The organism is Pandoraea anapnoica (genome assembly GCF_902459765.1).
GTDB classification, from domain to species: domain Bacteria; phylum Pseudomonadota; class Gammaproteobacteria; order Burkholderiales; family Burkholderiaceae; genus Pandoraea; species Pandoraea anapnoica.
In genome coordinates, this window is record NZ_CABPSP010000002.1 from 226,505 (window position 1) to 247,089 (window position 20,585).

Here is a 20,585-nt window from a genome sequence, read left to right on the forward strand (position 1 = left end):
CGCGAGAAGTCCGCCCGCGCTCATTGGGCCACGCCGCGAGAACGGCCAACAACTGTCAACCTTGACAGGTCATGACGTCAGGCGATGGAGGCTTCGGACGTAAAAAAACCGCCTTCCCCTTCTCGGGAAAGGCGGTCTTTCAGACGTGCCTATCACGCGCGACGTCATTCGGTCATGCGTGACGCCTCATTTAACGCTTTAGGCCACCCAGCGGCGCGCGTTACGGAACATACGCATCCACGGGCTGTCTTCGCCCCAATGCTCCGGCGCCCAGCTCATCTGCACGGTGCGGAACACGCGCTCCGGATGCGGCATCATCACCGTGAATCGGCCGTCGCCGGTCGTGACTGCAGTGAGACCGCGAGGCGAACCGTTCGGGTTGAACGGATATTGCTCGGTCGGCTGGCCACGATGGTCGACGAAACGCATCGCAGCAATCGCCTGATCGATGTTGCCCTGCTGACCGAAGTTGGCAAAGCCCTCACCGTGTGCGATCACGATCGGCAATTGCGAGCCGGCCATGTCCTTAAAGAACAGCGACGGCGAATCGAGCACTTCCACTTGCGTCAGACGCGCTTCGTACTTCGATTGGTTGTACGTGAACTTCGGCCATGCCGCCGCACCCGGAATCAGGTTCGACAGGTTGCTCATCATCTGGCAACCGTTGCACACGCCCAGCGCGAATGTGTCGGCGCGATTGAAGAAGCCCGCGAATTGCTCGGCCAGCGACGGATTGAACAGGATCGTCTTCGCCCAGCCTTCACCTGCACCCAGCGTATCGCCGTACGAGAAACCGCCGCAAGCGATGAAGCCCTTGAATGCTTCGAGCGAGTGACGGCCCGCGAGCAGATCGCTCATGTGCACGTCGTAGGCCTCGAAACCAGCCTTGTCCAGCACGTAGGCCATTTCCAGATGGGAGTTCACACCCTGCTCGCGCAGGACGGCCACCTTCGGACGCGCGCCCGACGAAATGAACGGTGCCGCGATGTCTTCCCTCGGATCGAACGTCACCTTCGGCGAGAGGCCCGGGTCGCTCGTATCGTTCAGCGCTTCGTACTCGGCGTCCGCTGCGGCCGGATTGTCGCGCAGACGCGCAATGCGCCAGCTCACTTCCGTCCACACGCGTTGCAGTTCGGCGCGCGACGCACCAAAGACCTTCTTGGCATCGCGATAGATTTCGATGACGTCGCTCGTGTTCGGCTTGCCGATCACGTTCGTGCACGACGACAGACCCGCTTCACGCAGCGTCTGCAACACAGCGTCGCGCTCCGAAGCACGCACCTGAATCACGCCACCGAGCTCTTCCGAGAACAGCGCGCGCAGCGTCTTGTCTTCGCGACGGCCGACGGTCTGCTTCGCCCAATCCTTGGCGTCGCCATAATCCGACTCGAAGCCTTCGTCGAGCGTAAGCATGTCGACGTTGAGCGACACGCCGACGTGACCGGCGAATGCCATTTCAGCAACTGTGGCGAACAGACCGCCGTCCGAACGATCGTGGTACGCGAGCAGCTTGCCGTCGCTGTTGAGTTTCTGGATGGCGTCGAAGAAACGCTTGAGATCCGCCGGATCGTCCAGATCGGGCGTCACATCGCCGATCTGCTGCGTCACCTGCGCGAGGATACTGCCGCCCAGACGGTTCTTGTTGTGGCCCAGATCGATGGCGATCAGGACCGTCTCGCCTGCGTCAGCGACCGAGCGCAGTTGCGGCGTGAGATGGCCGCGAACGTCTTCGACCGGTGCGAATGCCGACACGATCAGCGACACAGGCGCGACAACATCCTTGTTGCGACCGGCGTCGTCCCACTTCGTACGCATCGACAGCGAATCCTTGCCGACCGGAATCGACAGACCCAGCGCCGGGCACAGTTCCATGCCGACGGCCTTCACCGTGTCGAACAGCGCAGCGTCTTCGCCTTCGGTGCCGCACGCGGCCATCCAGTTGGCCGACAGCTTGATCTGGTCCAGCGACGTAATCGGTGCTGCGGCAATGTTGGTGATGGCTTCACCGACCGCCATGCGGCCCGATGCCGGTGCATCGATCACCGCCAGCGGCGTGCGCTCGCCCATCGTCATCGCTTCGCCGCGATAACCCGCGAAGTCCATCAGCGAGATGGCGCAGTCGGCCACCGGCACCTGCCACGGGCCGACCATCTGGTCGCGTGCCGTCAGGCCGCCCACGGTACGATCGCCAATGGTGATGAGGAACGACTTGCTCGCTACCGTCGGGTGACGTAGCACGGCACGCGCCACTTCGTCCAGCGACAGGCCGGTGACATCCACCGGCGGGAGTTCTTGCTTCACACGCGTGACGCTACGGTGCATGCGCGGCGGCTTGCCGAGCAGCACGTCCATCGGCATGTCGACCGGGTCCGGCGATTCCGGATGCATCGGATCGACCAGCTTCAGTTGACGCTCGTCCGTAGCGACACCCACGACCGCCACCGGGCAACGCTCGCGCTGGCAGATTTCCTGGAATGCCGGGAAGCTGTCCGGTGCGATGGCGAGCACGTAGCGCTCCTGCGCTTCGTTACTCCAGATTTCGGCGGGCGACATGCCCGACTCTTCCAACTGCACCTGACGCAAATCGAAACGTGCGCCCTTGCCTGCGCCGTCGACCAGTTCGGGGAATGCATTCGAGATGCCACCTGCGCCCACATCGTGAATCGACAGGATCGGGTTGGCTTCGCCCTGACGCCAGCACCAGTTGATGACTTCCTGCGCACGGCGCTCGATTTCCGGGTTGCCACGCTGCACCGAGTCGAAGTCGAGTTCGGCCGTGTTGGTGCCCGTCGCCATCGAGCTGGCCGCACCGCCGCCCATCCCGATGCGCATGCCCGGGCCGCCGATCTGGATCAGCAGCGTGCCGGCCGGCAGGTCATGCTTGTGCGTATGTTGCGCGGCGATGTTGCCCATGCCGCCCGCGATCATGATCGGCTTGTGATAGCCACGCACACGACCGCCCACATTCTGCTCGTAGGTACGGAAGTAGCCGCCCAGATTCGGACGGCCGAACTCGTTGTTGAACGCAGCACCGCCGAGCGGGCCGTCGATCATGATTTGCAGCGGCGACGCGATTCGGTCCGGGCGACCGTATTCGGCACCGGTGTCGTCGGGCTTGCGCAGCGACGGCGGCACGGCCACGTCGCGGTCGTTTTCCCACGATTCACGCGCATCCGGCAGCGCCAGATTCGAGACGGTGAAACCCGTCAGACCGGACTTCGGCGTGGATCCACGGCCCGTCGCACCTTCGTCGCGAATCTCACCGCCCGCGCCCGTCGACGCGCCAGGGAACGGCGAAATCGCCGTCGGGTGGTTGTGCGTCTCGACCTTCATCAGCGTGTGCGTCAGTTCGACGCTGCGGCCGTACTTGCCGTCGGCACCGCGCGGATACCAGCGCTCGACTTCGGCGCCTTCCATCACCGAAGCGTTGTCCGAATACGCCACCACCGTGCCCTGCGGGTGCAGTTGGTGCGTGTTCTTGATCATCTTGAACAGCGTCAGGTCCTGACGCTCGCCGTCGATGGTCCAGTCGGCATTGAAAATCTTGTGACGGCAGTGCTCGCTGTTGGCCTGCGCGAACATCATCAGTTCGACGTCGGTCGGATTGCGCTTCAGGGTGGTGAACGCGTCGACCAGATAGTCGATTTCGTCTTCGGCCAGCGCCAGACCCAGATCGCGGTTCGCCGCTTCGAGCGCGCTGCGGCCCACGCCGATCACGTCGACCGTCTGCAGCGGCTTGGCCGGCAGTTCGACGAAGAGCGCCTCGGCATCCTTGCGCGTCGCGACGACGGTTTCGGTCATGCGGTCGTGCAGGACGGAGGCCACTCGGGCGAGCACGTCGGCGGCGAGCGACTTCTTGCCGCCCAGCAGGCCCGACTTCACGCCAATCGTGTATTCCACTGCGCGCTCGATACGGCGCACATGATCGATGCCGCAGTTGCGGGCGATATCCGTCGCCTTGCTTGCCCACGGCGAAATCGTACCCAGACGCGGAATCACCAGCAGTTGGTCACCCACCGGCTCTTCGCGCATCGGTTCACCGTAAGTGAGCAGACCGGCGACGCGAGCGACATCGTCACCCGACAGCGGCTCGGCGCTGGCGACCAGGTGGACGTAGCGCGCATCGATGCGCACGATCGAACTGTCGATGGCTTGCAGGGTCTGCAGAAGACGTTGCTGGCGGAATTCGGAGAGCGCCAAGGCGCCGGCGAAGCAGGCAATGTGAGTCATGGAAGGACGGAAGGCGAGGCGTTCAGAACGCGGGGGAACGACAAACCGGGATTATACCCTGCTTACCCCGGGTTATACCCGAGTGCGCGACAGGCAATCTGCGTTGTGTCCCGCCCTGTGAGGGCGTCTCTCTGGTAACCTATGCGCCCCGTATCCACGCGGGCCGCAAAACCCGGTTCATGCAGCTCGCCGGCCATGCGGCACGTCAAAAAACGACACTAACAAGCGAACGAACGGGCGTTCGCCACACACCAGACGGTTGGGAATGAAGGTCATCGTTATCGGCGGCGGGGTCATTGGCACGTGTACTGCCTACTATCTGGCCGCCGCGGGGCACACGGTTACGCTCGTCGAGCGCAATAGCACGGTTGCGCAAGAGAGCAGCTTCGGCAACGCAGGCGTCATCGCCCCGGGCTACGTCACGCCCTGGGCCGCGCCCGGCATGCCGCGCAAGCTGCTGGGCTACATGTTCAGCTCCGCCAGCCCACTCATCTTCCGCCCCGGCCTGTCGGCCGGCACATGGCGCTGGGCTGCCCGCTGGCTGCGCGAGTGCAAGATCGACCGCTATCGCGCCAATCGCGAACGCATGCAGCGTCTTGCGTTCTATAGCCAGCGCTGCCTCCACGAACTGCGTGAATCTCACATCTTCGAATACGAACATACGCAGGGCTATCTGCAATTGTTCCGCACCGAACGCGAAATCAAGATGAACGAGCCGGCGCGCGCCATGCTCGCCGAGAATGAAGTGCCGCACCGACTGCTGAGCGCCGAGGAGTGCCGCAAGCTCGAACCTGCCATTTCCACCGATGCTCAGCTTGCCGGCGGCCTGCATCTGCCGCGCGACGAGACCGGGAACTGCCCGCTGTTCACCAAGCGCCTTGCCCAGATCGCACGCGACATGGGCGTCACGCTCGCCGCCGAGACGACGGTCCTCTCCGTGCGGCCGAACATTGGCCGTGCCGGTGTCAGCGTCGAGACGGCCAGTACCGCCCAGACGGGGCAAACCTCGACGCTCGAAGCGGACGCCGTCGTGATCGCCGCAGGCGTGGCGAGCACGACGCTGCTGCGCCCGCTCGGTATCGACCTGCCGCTGTGGCCGATCAAGGGCTACTCGATCACGGTGCCGGTGAAGACCGAACTGTTCAGCCCGCGAATCGCCGTCATGGACGAGTCGTACAAGACCGCCATCACCCCGCAGGGCAACCGCTTACGCATTGCGGGCACGGCAGAGCTGGGCGACACGCAACTTTTGCTGCGCGAGCGCGCCATCGCCACGCTTTACAAGGTAGCAACCGACTGGTTCCCCGGTGCAGGCAAATACCGCGAGGCGCGGGCGTGGGTCGGTGCGCGTCCGATGCTGCCGGATGGCCCGCCGCTGCTCGGCGCGACGCATCTGCCCGGCATTTTCCTCAATGTCGGCCACGGCTCGACCGGCTGGGCGATGGCCTGCGGCTCGGGACGCGTACTCGCCGACATCATCTCCGGACAAACGCCAGATATCGATCTGAACGGGCTGACGCTCGCTCGATACGACCGGTAACCGGGCAGAAACGACTGGGGATCTTCCCCATTCCCGCCCGGGACGCCGCGTCGGAGATTGCCGACACAGTGTCGGGATTCATGCTGACAGTCGAAGCGGCGCGTTGACGGCATAATGGCCCGATAGGCACGCCAAGTGCGACGACATCCCCCGACGCGTCTGCCCCCAGACAGGCATCGAACGAGGCCCGTCGTGCGCTGCGACGCCGCGTCCATTGCCCTAGCTTCCGGGAGCTTCGCCTGCCATGTCCGATTCCCCGCGCGTCGACTCACCCGCCGATCTGCCCACGGACCCACCCGCCGATTTGGCAGATGCTGCGTCTGCGGCTAACGCGAGCCCGCACTCCCTTCCCGACACCGTATCGACGACCGCTACTGCCACCGCGTCGCTTGATCTGTCTCTCCCCGACACGCTGCGCGACGTGGAGCGCGCCGCCGCCGCCAAACTGCCCCCCCACACCCTGATGGCGCGCGCCGGGGCGGCTATTGCACATTGGCTTTACGGTCGCCTCCCCGCCCTCGCAAGCGCAGGTCGTCAACCCGTACTGCTGCTCGCCGGCCCCGGGAACAACGGCGGAGACGCTTACATTGCCGCTCGCGAATTGCACCGTCGAGGCGTGCTGATCGACGTGTGGCAACTCTCGCCACCCTCGGCAGACGACGCCCGCTGGGCGCTCGGCGAAGCCCTCGCCGCTGGCGTGCCGGTGCAGCCTGCGCCGACCACCTGGCCGCAGCCGACGGCTTACGCGTGGATTGTCGACGGCCTGTTCGGCATCGGCCTGTCCCGCCCGCTCGACGGCGCGGCCGCCGCACTGGTCGATAACATTGCCTACGCACACGCAGAAGGCACGCCAGTGCTAGCCATCGACATTCCTAGCGGGCTGCTTGCCGCCACCGGCATGGCGGGTGGGCCGGTCATCCAAGCCGATGCGACGATCGCGATGATCGGTGCCTGCCCGGGACTCTTTACCGGCATCGGGCGCGATGTCGCGGGCGACGTGCTCGTTGCCACACTGGGCGCCCACGACGCATTCGCGGAAGTACCGGCGCGATCGCCCATCGCCACGATCGCGCCCGATGCGTTTCGCACGCATCTACCACATCGTCACCATGCGTCGCACAAGGGCAGCTACGGTTCGCTGACCGTCCTCGGCGGCTTTGATGGCATGGTGGGCGCCCCCATGCTCTCTGCGCGCACAGGCCTGATGTCCGGCGCCGGTCGCGTGTATGTGGGGTTCGTCGCGCACGACGCCCCGGCGTGGGATCCGGTGCATCCCGAACTGATGCTGCGGCACGCCGAAAGTCTCGACCTTGCAACCATGCAGGCGGTGTCCGTCGGCCCCGGACTGGGGACGTCGGCTGCCTCCGCCGCTTGCCTCTCCCGAGCATTGGCACTGGACGATACGCCACTGGTGATCGATGCCGACGCACTCAACCTGCTGGCCGCCGAACCGGCGCTTGCGGAACGCGTGCGTCGCCGCGCCGGGCCGACGGTGATCACGCCGCATCCGTTGGAGGCCGCCCGGCTCGCAGGCTGCGACGTCGCCCGGATTCAGTCGGACCGACTTGCCTCAGCACGCGCGCTGGCACAGCATTTTGGCGCGACGGTCGTGCTCAAAGGATCGGGCACTGTCGTAGACGATGGTGCAACGACATGGATCAATACGACCGGTAATGCCGGGCTGGCGACGGCCGGTACCGGCGACGTGCTGACCGGCGTCATCGGTGCGCTGCTTGCGCAAGGCATGCCTGCGACGCAAGCCGCGCTGGCAGGCGTATGGATTCACGGGCGCGCAGCCGAGCGTTGCGTGCGAGAAGGTGCGGGGCCAGCGGGTCTGACGGCATCGGAACTCTTGCCGGCGATCCGCACCGAACTGGCTGAACTGTTGAACGATTCCGCACGTGGGGCGCAGAGGGTTGCATCACCTCGCGGGATTCGAGGTGGCGGCAATTGAGGTTGCACTGCCTAACAGCATACGTTGCCGTTAAAGACGACTGAGTCAGACGCGTTTGATTCGAGTACTTCGCCGTCTCGCCCCTCAGGGCGCATTTCAGCGCGATTTCGCGGTGACTCCCGTTATACTTCGCTTTATCGAAATGGTCATATCGCACATGCCGTACAAGACATCCGCTCGTCCGGACCAACTTCCTGCCTGGCGCACCCTAATCGCACATCGTGACGAAATCGCCGCACAACACATGCGCGACTGGTTTGCCGGCGCCGGGGCCAATGCGCGTGTCGAGAGCTTTTCGTTGCACGCGGCGGGACTGTATCTCGACTATTCGAAGAACCGCATTACAGACAAGACACGCACGCTCCTCACGCATCTCGCGCGCGAGTGCCACGTGCCGGCCAAGCGCGATGCCATGTGGGCCGGTGCACATGTCAACGTTACGGAAGATCGTGCAGCACTTCACATCGCACTGCGCGCCCCCAAAGGGGTAACGTTTCGCGACAGTTCGGGCGAGGTCAGCAGCGGCGTATGCGAGACGCTCTCGCGCATGCACGACTTCAGCGAACGCGTGCGTGACGGCCGCTGGGTCGGCGCGACGGGCAAACGCATCAAACATCTGATCAACGTCGGCATCGGCGGCTCGGACCTTGGCCCTCGCATGGTATGCGACGCCCTCGCCGTCTACGGACGCGAGGATCTCTCGGCACACTTCATCGCCAATATCGACCCGACCGAACTTGCGCGCACATTGCCAACGCTCGACCCCGAAGCCACGCTCGTCGTAGTTTGCTCGAAGACATTCACAACGCTCGAAACCATGACGAACGCGCGCACCATTCGCGCGTGGCTCATTCAAAACGGCATCCCTGAGGGCGATCTCGACAAGCATTTCGTCGCGGTCTCGACCAATGTGGACGAGGCGATGAGATTCGGGATTCTTCGCGAGAACGTGTTCCAGTTCGGCGAATGGGTGGGTGGACGTTACTCGCTGTGGTCGTCCGTCGGCCTGATCGTCATGCTGTATCTGGGCGCTCAGCATTTCGAGGCGCTGCTCGCCGGTGCGCATGCGATGGATGAACACTTCCGTCATGCGCCGCTCGAAGCCAACATGCCGGTACTACTCGGCCTGCTGGGCATCTGGTATCGCAATTTCTTCGACGCACAGACGCTTTCCATCGCACCGTACACCGACGCGCTGCAAAAGCTGCCGCCGTACCTCCAGCAGCTCGACATGGAGAGTAACGGCAAGTCCGTGCAGATCGACGGCTCACCCGTCGCCTGGCAGACAGCGCCGATCATCTGGGGGGAGCCGGGCACGAATGGCCAGCACGCCTACTTCCAGATGCTGCATCAGGGCACGACGCTTGTGCCTATCGATTTCATCGCCGTGCTGGAGCCGCAATACGACCAGCCAGCCTACCTCGACCACCATCGCAAGCTGCTTGCCAACTGCTTTGCGCAAAGCGAAGCATTGCTTCAGGGCGGCTCGATGGCGACGCCCGAACAAGCCGGTGGCCCCCTGGGCGCACAACGCGCGTTCGAAGGTAATCGTCCCAGCAATACGCTGGTAATCGATAAGCTGACGCCAGAACGCCTTGGCGCGTTGATCGCACTCTACGAGCACAAGGTGTTCGTGCAGGCCTCGATCTGGAATATCAATCCGTTCGATCAATGGGGCGTGGAACTGGGCAAGACGCTGTGCCGCGCGATTGAGTCGGAGCTCGTCGATCCGGATTCGCTCAAACCGGATGCCCACGACGCCTCGACGGCATCGCTGATCCGTATTGCAGGGCAAGCCCTAAAGAAGAAGAGGTAACACGATGCCGGAGACCTTCCGGCAATATCCTCTGACATTGCCTTATGCAAATGAAAGGAGAAGCCATTGCGGCTTCTCCTTTTTGTTTCGGGTGACATCAGACAGGCGGGACGTCATCAGAACCCAGCGTCAGATCGCCGCACCATTCACGACGCGTCCACCCGCAAGCTGCACCGTGGCATCACAACGCTGCGCAATCGCCAGATCGTGCGTCACCAGCACCAACGTCGCGCCACTGGCCTCGTTGAGCGAAAACATCAGTTCGATGACCCGCTCGCCCGTGGCCGTGTCGAGACTGCCTGTCGGCTCGTCGGCGAACAGCACGGCAGGCGCCGTCACGAACGCGCGTGCGAGCGCCACACGCTGCTGCTCACCGCCCGAGAGTTGCTTCGGATAGTGGGTCAGGCGTGCCCCCAAACCTACCTGTTCCAGCAATTTGACGGCACGATTGCGAATCTCCCGTGTCTCACCCAACAGCTCGAGCGGCAACATTACGTTTTCGAGCGCAGTCAGGTGCGGCATCAGCTGAAACGACTGGAAGACGAAGCCGACGGCCCCCCGTCGCAACGCGGCGCGCCCCTCTTCGTCAAGCTCACCGAGCGACTTGCCCAGCAGCGTGATGCTGCCGTCGGTCGCAGTATCGAGCCCGGCCATCAGACCGAGCAGCGTGGACTTTCCGGACCCCGACGCTCCCACGATGGCCACGCTCTGGCCCTTCGCGACGGAGAAGTCGATATCCTGCAAAATGACTAGCTCGCCGGTGGCGTCGCGCAACCGTTTGCCCAGGCCCCGCACTTCAATAACGTTTTCGGAAAACGACATGGCAAGAAGAGAGTTCTTGAAATTGGCCGCATCAGCCGCCGTTGGCTGGTGCATGCTGACAGGGACCGCGGCGAACGCGGCAAGTTCTGGCGCGCCGACAATTCTCGTCGTGGGCGACAGCCTTTCGGCGGAATATGGCATCGCGCGCGGTGCCGGCTGGGTCAATCTGATGCAGCAGACAATCACGCAGAGTGGCTACGATTATAACGTCGTGAATGCCAGTATCAGTGGCGACACGACGAGCGGCGGGCGCTCCCGTCTCGCCCCGTTGCTCGAACGCTATCACCCCGCCGTGACCATCATCGAACTAGGGGGCAACGACGCGCTGCGCGGCATTCCGCTCGATCTCACTCGCAACAATCTACGCGAGATGATCGCCGCGTCGCGTAAGGTCGGCAGCCGTGTGATCGTGGTCGGCATGCGCATCCCGCCGAACTACGGTCCCGACTATAGCGAGCAATTCTTCACCATGTTCTCGACCATCGCCAAACAGGAAAAGACCGGCTACGTGCCGTTCCTGCTGGCGGGCGTCATCGAACATCAGGACTGGTTCCAGCAAGACCAGATTCATCCGCTCGCCAAGGCGCATCCGCAGATTCTGCAAAACGTCTGGCCGACGGTGAAACCGCTGCTCAAACCCGCCGCCGCAGCAACGTCCGCCAAACCACCCGCGAAAGCCGCAGACTCACGGGCGCCAAAGTCCGGCGCATAAAAAAACGGCCAACTCAGTTGGCCGTTTTCTTTTGGCTGATGGATCGCACGCTATGCGATTCTCAGGCGATCAGTTGCTCGCCGCCTTAGTCACGTCGTTCACGACCTTGACCTTCGAGCGCGCCCGCAGATCACCCACCCAGGCGTTCCACTCGGCCTGTGCAGCGAGTTGGCTGAGCTGTTGCGCTTCGGCCGCCAGACGCTGCGGATCTTGCGTTGCCGGTTGCGACACCTTGCTGATGCGATACACGGCGTAGCCCTGACCTTCGCCCAGCGACACACCCACATAGGCGGGCAACTTGCTCGTGTCCGCACCAAAAATGGCGGTGAGTGCCGTCGGCACCAGCTTGCCCGGATTGTCGCGCGAGACGGTTTGCGCAGCACCGAATGTCGCATCGCCACCCTTCTTGAGCGCTTCCAGTTTCGCTTCGCCAGCCTTCTTGGCTTCCTGTTCGGCGAGATCGGCAATCGCCTTCTGCTTCACCTGTGCTTCGATCTGATCGAGCGGCGGCGTGGCAGCCGGGTGATACGTCACGATGCGGGCCGACACCAGCACGCCCTGTCCCACATCCACAGCCTCGGTATTACGCTTGTTTTTGAGCGACTCGTCGCCAAACACAGCCTTGAGCAGCTTTTCGTTGCCGAGCGGGCTCTGGGCGAGTGCAGCATCCGGCGTACGCGTCACCTTGGCGGTCTGCACCTTCAGGTTCAGCTTGTCAGCCACCGGTTGCAGGCTGTCCGGCTGCTCGTACACCGCGTTCGTGAACTGGTCCGCGAGCTTGGCGTAGCCCTTCGCGGCTTCTTGCTGACGATACTGATCGGCCAGTTGCGACTTCACTTCGTCGAACGATTTCGTCTGCGCCGGCTTGATGCCCGTGAGCTTGATGATGTGATAACCGAAGTCACTCTTTACGACATCGCTCACTTCACCTTCGCTCTTGAGTGCGAATGCGGCATCGGCAAACGGCTTGACCATAGCGTCGCGCGCGAAGAAGCCGAGGTCGCCGCCGTTGCCCTTAGAACCCGGGTCTTCCGAGTTCTCGCTGGCCAGCTTGGCGAAGTCGTTCGGATTCTTCTTGATCTGCGCGAGGATCGCGTCAGCCTTCGCCTTCGCCTTGGCGTGGTCGGCCGGCGACGCATCTGCCGGCGACGCAATCAGAATGTGCGATGCACGGCGCTCTTCCTGCGTCGTGTATTGCTTCAGATTGTCGTTGTACATCTTGCGCAGCACATCGTCGCTCGGCGCGGTTTGCGCCGACGTCGGCATGGCCTTCGGATCGAGTACCACGTACTGGATCTCAGCCGACTCAGGCGTCTGGAATGCGGCTTTGTGCGCGTCGTAATATGCCTGGATCTGTTGCTGCGTCGGCACGATCTTGCCGGCAAAGTCCGTCAGCGGGAAGTCCAGCGCCGACACTTCGCGCTGCTGCGAACGCAATTGTGCGAAACGTTCGAGCACCGTCTTCGGCAGCATGGCGCTCGCCTGCACGCTCGACGGCAACTGATTCGACGCCAGCTCGAAACGAATCTGCGCTTCGAGACGCTGCGGCGTCAGGTTCTGCGCGGACAGCAATTGCTCGTAAGCGGCCTGATCGATCGAACCGTCTGCACGGCGCAGCTGCGCAATTGCCGGAATGGCGAGCAGCGCCTCGCGCACTTGCGCATCGGGCACCGACAGATTCTTCTTGAGGGTTTCTTGTTGCAGCAGCTTTTGCTGGATCAAATTGTCCAGCACAGCACTGCGCATTTCCGGCGTGTTGATCTGGCTCGCGTCGACGGCGCCGCCGAACATCTGCTGCATGCGCTCCGTTTGCGCGCGAAGCACACTGTCGTACTCCTGGCGCGTCACGGTCTGATCGCCGACCTTGGCGATCGTACCGGCATCCGAGGCGTATTCCTGCCAGCCATGAACGCCAAACACCACGAACGACGGGACGATCAGCACCGTCAGGAAGATGAGGACCAAGCGTTGGTGACGGCGAATGAAGTCGAACATACGAAATCGGAAGAGTCGTCTGGATGCGTTTTATGACGCTATATGGCAAAAAAGGCGAACCGAAGTTCGCCTTTTCACAATTTGGCGGAGCGGACGGGGCTCGAACCCGCGACCCCCGGCGTGACAGGCCGGTATTCTAACCAACTGAACTACCGCTCCCCAAGATCTGGAACTGGTGGGTGCTGAGGGGCTCGAACCCCCGACCTACGCCTTGTAAGGGCGCCGCTCTACCAACTGAGCTAAGCACCCGTTCCTGATTTTAGTCTTGTTCTTGCTGCTTCTTGCCGAAGCAGGAAAGCTCGTTAGTTTACTGCATCTTTAAGATCTTTGCCAGGGCGAAATTTCGGAACCTTCGCCGCCTTGATCTTGATGGGTTCACCTGTGCGCGGATTGCGTCCCGTACGAGCGGCGCGCTTGGCGAGATGGAACGTGCCAAAGCCGACCAGCGTCACGTCGTCACCCTTCTTCAGCGCTTTCTTTACTGCACCCACCAATGCGTCAAGCGATCGGCCTGCAGCAGCTTTCGAAATATCTGCCTGTTCAGAGATGTGCTCGATCAGTTCCGTCTTATTCACTGTAACCCCCTTGCAAGGATAGTAGGCGATTGAGCCGCGGAGGCGCTCTTTGCGCGCCTTGACATTGATCTGAGAGGTCCGCTGGCTTTGCCATTAGACAAGCCGCAAACCCTGATGTCAAGCCGTTTTGCGGCGTTCTGACTGCATCGGAAGCACTCCTGAATCAGTGCTTGCCGGACGTTATTTTCGAGCACTTTGCGTGAATAAAAAAAGCCCGGGGAAAACCCCGAGCTTTTTGAACGTTTTTCTATCAGGCGACGACCGCACTGCGATCAGTCGCCCAACGAAACCCGCTTTTAGTGCTTGATGACTTCCTGCTTGCCGCTTGCGTCTGCATTCGGCGTCACAGGCGCTGCCTTGGCTTCTTCTTCCGGCAGCGGCGTCGGTGCATGCTCCAGTGCGAGTTCAAGCACCTTGTCGATCCAGCGCACCGGCACGATCTCCAGCGCGTTCTTGACCGTATCGGGAATCTCTGCGAGATCCTTCACGTTCTCTTCCGGAATCAACACGAGCTTGATGCCACCGCGATGTGCTGCGAGCAGCTTCTCCTTGAGCCCGCCGATCGGCAGCACTTCGCCGCGCAGCGTGATCTCACCGGTCATCGCGACATCCGCACGCACCGGAATCCCGGTGAGCACCGACACGAGCGCCGTTGTCATCGCAATACCGGCAGACGGACCGTCCTTCGGCGTCGCGCCTTCGGGCACGTGGATGTGGATGTCCTTCTTCTCGAACTGCTCGTCGGACACGCCGAGACGACGTGCACGCGAACGCACCACCGAGCGTGCAGCTTCGACCGACTCTTTCATCACGTCGCCGAGCGAACCCGTGCGGATGATGTTGCCCTTGCCAGGCATCAGTGCAGCTTCGATCGTCAGCAGATCGCCACCGACTTCCGTCCACGCCAGGCCCGTGACCTGACCGATCTGGTTTTCCTTCATTGCCAGACCGAAGTCGAACTTGCGCACGCCGAGGAAGTTGTCGAGATTGCCTGCGTCAACCTTGATCGACGAGCCATCGACCTTCTTGAGCAGCAACATCTTCACGACCTTGCGGCAGATCTTCGAGATTTCACGCTCAAGCGAACGCACGCCCGCTTCACGCGTGTAGTAACGAATGATGTCGCGAATCGCGGCTTCCGTCAGATCGATTTCGCCTTCCTTCAACCCATTGTTCTTCTTCTGCTTCGGCAGCAGATAACGCTGGGCGATGTTGACCTTCTCGTCTTCCGTATAACCCGACAGACGGATCACTTCCATACGGTCGAGCAGCGGCGCCGGAATGTTCAGCGAGTTCGACGTCGCCACGAACATCACATCCGACAGATCGAAGTCGACTTCGACGTAGTGGTCCGAGAACGTGTGGTTCTGTTCCGGATCGAGCACTTCGAGCAGTGCCGAGCTCGGGTCGCCACGGAAGTCCATACCCATCTTGTCCACTTCGTCGAGCAGGAACAGCGGGTTGCGCACGGCGACCTTCGACAGGCTCTGCAAAATCTTGCCGGGCATCGAACCGATGTACGTGCGACGGTGACCGCGAATCTCGGCCTCGTCACGCACGCCGCCCAGCGCCATACGCACGAACTTTCGGTTCGTGGCACGCGCGATCGACTGACCAAGCGAGGTCTTACCCACACCGGGGGGCCCGACCAGGCACAGGATCGGCGCCTTGACCTTGTCCACGCGCTGTTGCACAGCAAGATACTCAAGGATGCGTTCCTTAACCTTCTCGAGACCGAAGTGGTCTTCGTCGAGCACCTTCTCGGCGTTCGTCAGGTCGTTGTTCACCTTGCTCTTCTTGCGCCACGGCAGGCCAACCAGCGTGTCGATGTAGTTACGCACGACGGTGGCTTCCGCCGACATCGGAGACATCAGCTTGAGCTTCTTGAGTTCGGCGTCGGCCTTCTTTTTAGCTTCCTTGGGCAGATGCGCGGCCTTGATGCGCTTCTCGAGTTCTTCGAGATCCGCACCCTCTTCGCCTTCGCCCAGTTCCTTCTGGATCGCCTTGACCTGCTCGTTCAGGTAGTACTCGCGCTGGCTCTTTTCCATCTGGCGCTTTACGCGGCCACGAATGCGCTTTTCCACCTGGAGAATGTCGATCTCGCTCTCGAGCTGCGCGAGCAAATGCTCAAGGCGCTCGATGACCGGGAACATCTCCAGAATCTTCTGCTTCTGCTCCAGCTTGAGGGGCAGGTGTGCAGCGATGGTGTCAGCCAGACGACCCGCTTCGTCGATCCCCGACAGCGACGTCAGGATCTCCGGCGGAATCTTCTTGTTGAGCTTCACGTACTGATCGAACTGCGCCACGATCGCACGACGCAGGGCCTCGGATTCCGGCGAATTGCCGTCGTCCGGCTCAAGCGGCATGACTTCCGACGTGAACTGGGTTTCTTCTTCGTCCACACTCAGGGTGCGGGCGCGCTGAATCCCTTCGACGAGCACCTTGACGGTGCCATCGGGCAGTTTGAGCATTTGCAGGATGTTCGCCACGCAGCCGATCTCGTAGAGATCCTTGGACGTGGGCTCGTCCTTGGCCGCAGCTTTCTGCGCGACCAGCATGATGTGCTTGCCGCCTTCCATCGCGGTTTCAAGCGCTTTAATCGATTTCGGACGCCCCACGAAAAGGGGAATCACCATGTGCGGAAACACGACCACGTCGCGCAGAGGCAACAGGGGCAGTTGAATCGCTTCGGGCGGGAGGATTTGGGTGCCTGACATCTCGTTCCCCATATTTAACGATACCGTTGTGTTCCAGCTAATTGAGGCCGCCGGCGAGAATTACAAGAGGCTGGGAAAGCCCTTTCGCCAACAAGTTGCACCACTCGGGGTTTCATTGCCCGTGGCACTAGTATGAAGGAAAAAAAGCCGTCCATGTTTCCACGAACGGCTTGGGGCAGCGCTAAGTTGACCGTTCAATTGGAGCCGGCAACCTTGGGCGACTCCTGATAGATCAAAAGCGGCTTTCCGTCGCCGCTGATGGCGTTTTCATCAAGGATGACCTTGGTCACGCCCTTAAGCGACGGCAACTCGTACATGACTTCCAGCAAGGCCTGCTCGATGATCGAACGCAGGCCGCGCGCACCCGTCTTGCGCTTGATCGCCTTGCGCGCCACGGCGTGCATGGCGGCCGGGCGAATCTCCAGCTCGACGCCTTCCATCAAGAACAGGCGCTGATACTGTTTGACCAGCGCGTTCTTCGGCTCGATCAGGATCGTGACCAGCGCGTCTTCGTCAAGCTTACCCAACGTGGCAACCACCGGCAGACGACCGATCAGTTCCGGGATCAGACCGAATTTGATCAGATCTTCAGGCTCGACGTCGCGCAACAATTCGCCCGCGTCGCGCTCTTCACCCGTTTTGACCGTTGCGCCGAAGCCGATCCCCGTCTTTTCCGTACGGTTCATGATGATCTTTTCGAGACCATCGAACGCGCCGCCGCAAATGAAGAGGATGTTCGTCGTATCGACCTGGATGAAATCCTGGTTGGGATGCTTGCGACCGCCCTGCGGCGGCACCGACGCCATCGTGCCTTCGACCAGCTTGAGCAGCGCCTGCTGCACGCCTTCGCCCGACACGTCGCGCGTAATCGACGGGTTGTCCGACTTACGGCTGATCTTGTCGATTTCGTCGATGTAGACAATGCCCTTCTGCGCCTGCTCGATCTCGTAATTGCAGTTCTGCAGGAGCTTCTGGATGATGTTTTCGACGTCTTCACCCACATAACCGGCTTCGGTCAGCGTGGTGGCGTCGGCAATCACGAAAGGCACATTGAGCAGACGCGCGAGCGTCTGCGCGAGCAGCGTCTTGCCCGAGCCGGTCGGCCCGATCAGCAGGATGTTGCTCTTGGAAAGTTCGACCTCGTCGCGCTTGTCGCCGAGGTGCTTCAATCGCTTGTAATGGTTGTAGACCGCAACGGCCAAAATCTTCTTGGCCCGGTCCTGACCGATCACATATTGATCGAGACTCTCGCGAATTTCCTGCGGGGACGGCAGATCGGACTTGGCGCCGCTGCCGCTCTCGTCGTCAGCTGCTGCGGCCTCGTCGCGAATAATCTCGTTGCACAGATCAATGCACTCGTCGCAAATGAACACGGACGGACCTGCGATGAGCTTCTTGACCTCGTGCTGGCTCTTTCCGCAGAAGGAGCAGTAGAGCAGCTTTTCGCCGTTGGAAGTGCTTTTTTTATCCACCATATCTGTGTCAGCCTGCTAGCAATTTGCGCCCCGGTCGTCCCCCGCCGGGGGCGGCAAACGCGGCATACGTGAATTCCATTGTAACGCCATGCTGTACGAGCGTGTGGCCCACTCGCGACAGCCATAAATTCCCTTTAACGACAAAGACTTGGCGCGATCACCCAGCTTCCCGAATCGAAAATGCCTGGTGTCGCGCCAACGATTTTGCCGTCAGGCGCCCCGTCTTCGAGTCCGAATCAGGGACGCTTTTGGAGCACGCGATCGATCAAACCGTACTCGACGGCATCGGCGGCGGACTTGAAGTTGTCGCGGTCGGTGTCGCGTGCGATCACTTCGAGATCCTGCCCGGTGTTCTGCGCCAGCAGACGATTCAACCGGTCCTTGAGCAGCAGGATTTCCTTGGCGTGAATCTCGATGTCCGACGCCTGACCACGGGCGCCGCCCAGCGGCTGGTGAATCATGATGCGTGCGTTCGGCAGAGCAAAACGCTTGCCCTTCTCACCGGCAGCCAGCAGGAAAGCCCCCATGCTCGCAGCCATGCCGAGGCACAGCGTCGAGACCGCAGGTTTGACGAACTGCATCGTGTCGTAAATCGCCAGGCCTGCCGAGACGGAACCGCCCGGCGAGTTGATGTACATCGAGATTTCCTTATCCGGATTTTCGCTCTCGAGGAACAGCAATTGGGCGACGACGAGGTTGGCGCTTTGGTCGTTGACCTCGCCAACCATGAAAATGATGCGCTCTTTGAGGAGTCGCGAATAAATATCGTAAGCGCGCTCACCACGACCACTTTGCTCGACGACCATCGGCACGAGGCCAAGGCCTTGCGTATCGAGAGCGGAGTTGTGCGTCTGGGAGGCGAGTTGGGCGAGCAATTCGGAACGGGTAATCATATCGGTTCGACCCTTCTATCGAGATGGTTTTGCGCGCCGCAGGGAGGAAGCCCGAAGGCCATTTGGAAAAGAACCGCCACGGCCTTGCGGCCGCGGCGGTTCAGTCGGTCGTGTCGCGCCGATTAGGCTTGCGTGTTGCCAGCCAGCTCTTCGAAGCTAACTTGCTTGTCGGTCACCTTGGCCTTGCCAAGGACGAACTCGACCACGTTGTTCTCGACGACGAAACCTTCCATTTCCGCCATGCGCTGCTGATCGCCATAGTACCAGCGGACGACTTCTTGCGGGTCTTCGTAGCTCTTCGCGAACTCTTCGACTTCGGCTTTGATCTGGTCCGGCTTCGCTTGCAGGTCGTTTTGCTTGACCAGCTCGGCCAGGATCAGACCCAGCTTCACGCGACGTTCGGCTTGTTCCTTGAACATTTCAGCCGGGATCGGCACGTTGCCGGCGTTCGGCACACCGCGCTGCGCGAGGTCCTGACGGGCCATCGCCACGAGGCGCTCCTGATCCTGTTCGATCAGCGCGTTCGGCACGTCGAGTTCCGACACCGAGATCAGAGCGTTCATGACCTGATCCTTGAGAAGCGCCTGCGTGCGACGCTTCACTTCGCGCGACAGGTTTTCCTTGATGTCGGCGCGCATCTTTTCGATGCTGCCGTCGGCGATGCCGAGCGACTTGGCGAATTCGGCGTCGACTTCCGGCAGGTGCGCCCACTCAACCTTCTTGAGCGTGACGGTGAACGTGGCGGTCTTACCGGCCACTTCCTTGCCGTGATACTCGTCAGGGAACTTGAGTTCGAATTCCTTCGCTTCGCCGACCTTCAGGCCCAGCGTTGCCTTTTCGAATTCCGGAAGCATGCGGCCTTCGCCCAGCACGAACACGAAGTCTTCGGCGCTGCCGCCTGCGAACACTTCACCGTCGATCTTGCCGACGAAGTCGACCGTCACGCGGTCGCCGTCCTTGGCTTCGACCGAGCCGCCGTCGCCATGGGCGCCGGCTTCGCCGCGCACGTGGTAGTGCACGCGCTGCTTGCGCAGAATGTCGATGGTGCGATCGATCTCGGCTTCCGAAACATCGGTCGTGGTGCGGCTGACTTCAGCCGTGGCCAGATCGCCGATTTTCACTTCCGGATAGACTTCGAACGTGGCGTCGAAAGCGTATTCGGTCTCGGCGGCGTCGGCCTTCGGCGCGAAACGCGGCTGACCGGCCACACGCAGGTCCTGGTCCTTGCTGACTTCGAAGAATTGCTGGCCAACCTTGTCGCTGACGACTTCGGCTTCGACCTGACCACCGTACTGCTGGGTGACCATCTTCAGGGGCACCTTGCCCGGACGGAAGCCCGGCATGCGAACCGTCTTCGACAGTCGCTGAATGCGCGTCGCGACTTCTTTTTCGACGTCCTGCTTGAGCAGGGTGATGGTAAAGCGACGCTCGAGCTTGCCGAGGTTTTCAACAGCGATAGTCATGAGGATATTCGTCCATCCAGAGGGTCGTTCTGTGTTGCGGCGAGGGAATGCCGCAAGCGGACCCTGTCAGTTAATCAACCTTGGGCCGGAACCGACGATGCGACGCCGGCTTCCCTCCGCACCCGACAAATCGGGTTAGCGCCAAAACGGTCTTGCACACAAAGCGGAACATTTTAGCAAACTATTGTCCCGCCTCCAGACTTTCCGGCTGGAAAGCACCGAAATCAGACCTTTCTACCTTTCCCGAAGTTCTACGTCCCGAAATGCGCCACCCCCGCCCAAACGCAGATTAGAGGACGGCACCCACAAAAAGCGCTTGGGGGACGTCGGCTTACCGCCTAGGATTCAATCGAACGTTTGAATGAAACATCGGTTCCTGACGAAGGTGCGACG

General features: G+C 61.6%; 12 protein-coding genes and 2 tRNA genes. 4 read left to right on the plus strand and 10 right to left on the minus strand.

Annotated elements, in window-relative coordinates; genetic code table 11:
- Positions 1–198: 198 nt before the first annotated feature.
- Positions 199–4,230 (minus strand): phosphoribosylformylglycinamidine synthase, encoded by a 4,032-nt coding sequence (gene purL / locus PAN31117_RS04170; protein WP_150737105.1) that lies wholly within the window; start codon positions 4,228–4,230, stop codon positions 199–201.
- A gap of 265 nt (positions 4,231–4,495) precedes the next feature.
- Between purL and PAN31117_RS04175 the strand changes: the two genes are divergently transcribed.
- The 3 genes from PAN31117_RS04175 to pgi all read left to right on the plus strand — a co-directional run bounded on the left by PAN31117_RS04175 (position 4,496) and on the right by pgi (position 9,540).
- Entirely contained in the window at positions 4,496–5,770 is a 1,275-nt protein-coding gene (locus PAN31117_RS04175) for a D-amino acid dehydrogenase (RefSeq protein ID WP_150737106.1), read from the plus strand.
- 244 nt (positions 5,771–6,014) lie between these two features.
- Entirely contained in the window at positions 6,015–7,724 is a 1,710-nt protein-coding gene (locus PAN31117_RS04180) for an NAD(P)H-hydrate dehydratase (protein WP_150737107.1), read from the plus strand.
- 157 nt (positions 7,725–7,881) lie between these two features.
- Positions 7,882–9,540, plus strand: a complete 1,659-nt coding sequence (gene pgi / locus PAN31117_RS04185; RefSeq protein ID WP_150737108.1) for a glucose-6-phosphate isomerase — start codon at positions 7,882–7,884, stop codon at positions 9,538–9,540.
- A 129-nt stretch (positions 9,541–9,669) separates the two neighbouring features.
- On the opposite strand, the gene PAN31117_RS04190 is transcribed toward pgi, so the two are convergent.
- On the minus strand, positions 9,670–10,362 hold the full coding sequence (locus PAN31117_RS04190) for an ABC transporter ATP-binding protein (RefSeq protein ID WP_150737109.1): 693 nt from the start codon (positions 10,360–10,362) through the stop codon (positions 9,670–9,672).
- Between the two features lie 52 nt (positions 10,363–10,414).
- Here PAN31117_RS04190 and PAN31117_RS04195 point away from each other — a divergent pair, with 52 nt between their 5' ends.
- Complete coding sequence (locus PAN31117_RS04195) at positions 10,415–11,074, plus strand: arylesterase (RefSeq protein WP_150737110.1); 660 nt, start codon at positions 10,415–10,417, stop codon at positions 11,072–11,074.
- A 69-nt stretch (positions 11,075–11,143) separates the two neighbouring features.
- On the opposite strand, the gene PAN31117_RS27680 is transcribed toward PAN31117_RS04195, so the two are convergent.
- The 8 genes from PAN31117_RS27680 to tig form a co-directional block, all read right to left on the minus strand.
- A complete protein-coding gene (locus PAN31117_RS27680; protein WP_150737111.1) occupies positions 11,144–13,069 on the minus strand; it encodes a SurA N-terminal domain-containing protein in 1,926 nt (641 codons plus the stop codon).
- An 82-nt stretch (positions 13,070–13,151) separates the two neighbouring features.
- Positions 13,152–13,228, minus strand: a tRNA-Asp gene (locus PAN31117_RS04205).
- A gap of 14 nt (positions 13,229–13,242) precedes the next feature.
- Positions 13,243–13,318 (minus strand) — tRNA-Val (locus PAN31117_RS04210).
- A 53-nt stretch (positions 13,319–13,371) separates the two neighbouring features.
- Entirely contained in the window at positions 13,372–13,674 is a 303-nt protein-coding gene (locus PAN31117_RS04215; RefSeq protein WP_484549327.1) for an HU family DNA-binding protein, read from the minus strand.
- Between the two features lie 266 nt (positions 13,675–13,940).
- Entirely contained in the window at positions 13,941–16,361 is a 2,421-nt protein-coding gene (lon, locus tag PAN31117_RS04220; RefSeq protein WP_150737112.1) for an endopeptidase La, read from the minus strand.
- A gap of 194 nt (positions 16,362–16,555) precedes the next feature.
- Positions 16,556–17,836, minus strand: a complete 1,281-nt coding sequence (gene clpX, locus PAN31117_RS04225; protein WP_150737113.1) for an ATP-dependent Clp protease ATP-binding subunit ClpX — start codon at positions 17,834–17,836, stop codon at positions 16,556–16,558.
- Between the two features lie 236 nt (positions 17,837–18,072).
- Positions 18,073–18,726 carry an ATP-dependent Clp endopeptidase proteolytic subunit ClpP gene (clpP, locus tag PAN31117_RS04230; protein WP_174990843.1) on the minus strand — a complete coding sequence of 218 codons (654 nt, stop codon included), beginning with the start codon at positions 18,724–18,726 and terminating at the stop codon, positions 18,073–18,075.
- A 125-nt stretch (positions 18,727–18,851) separates the two neighbouring features.
- A complete protein-coding gene (tig, locus tag PAN31117_RS04235; RefSeq protein WP_150737115.1) occupies positions 18,852–20,192 on the minus strand; it encodes a trigger factor in 1,341 nt (446 codons plus the stop codon).
- Between the last annotated feature and the right edge of the window lie 393 nt (positions 20,193–20,585).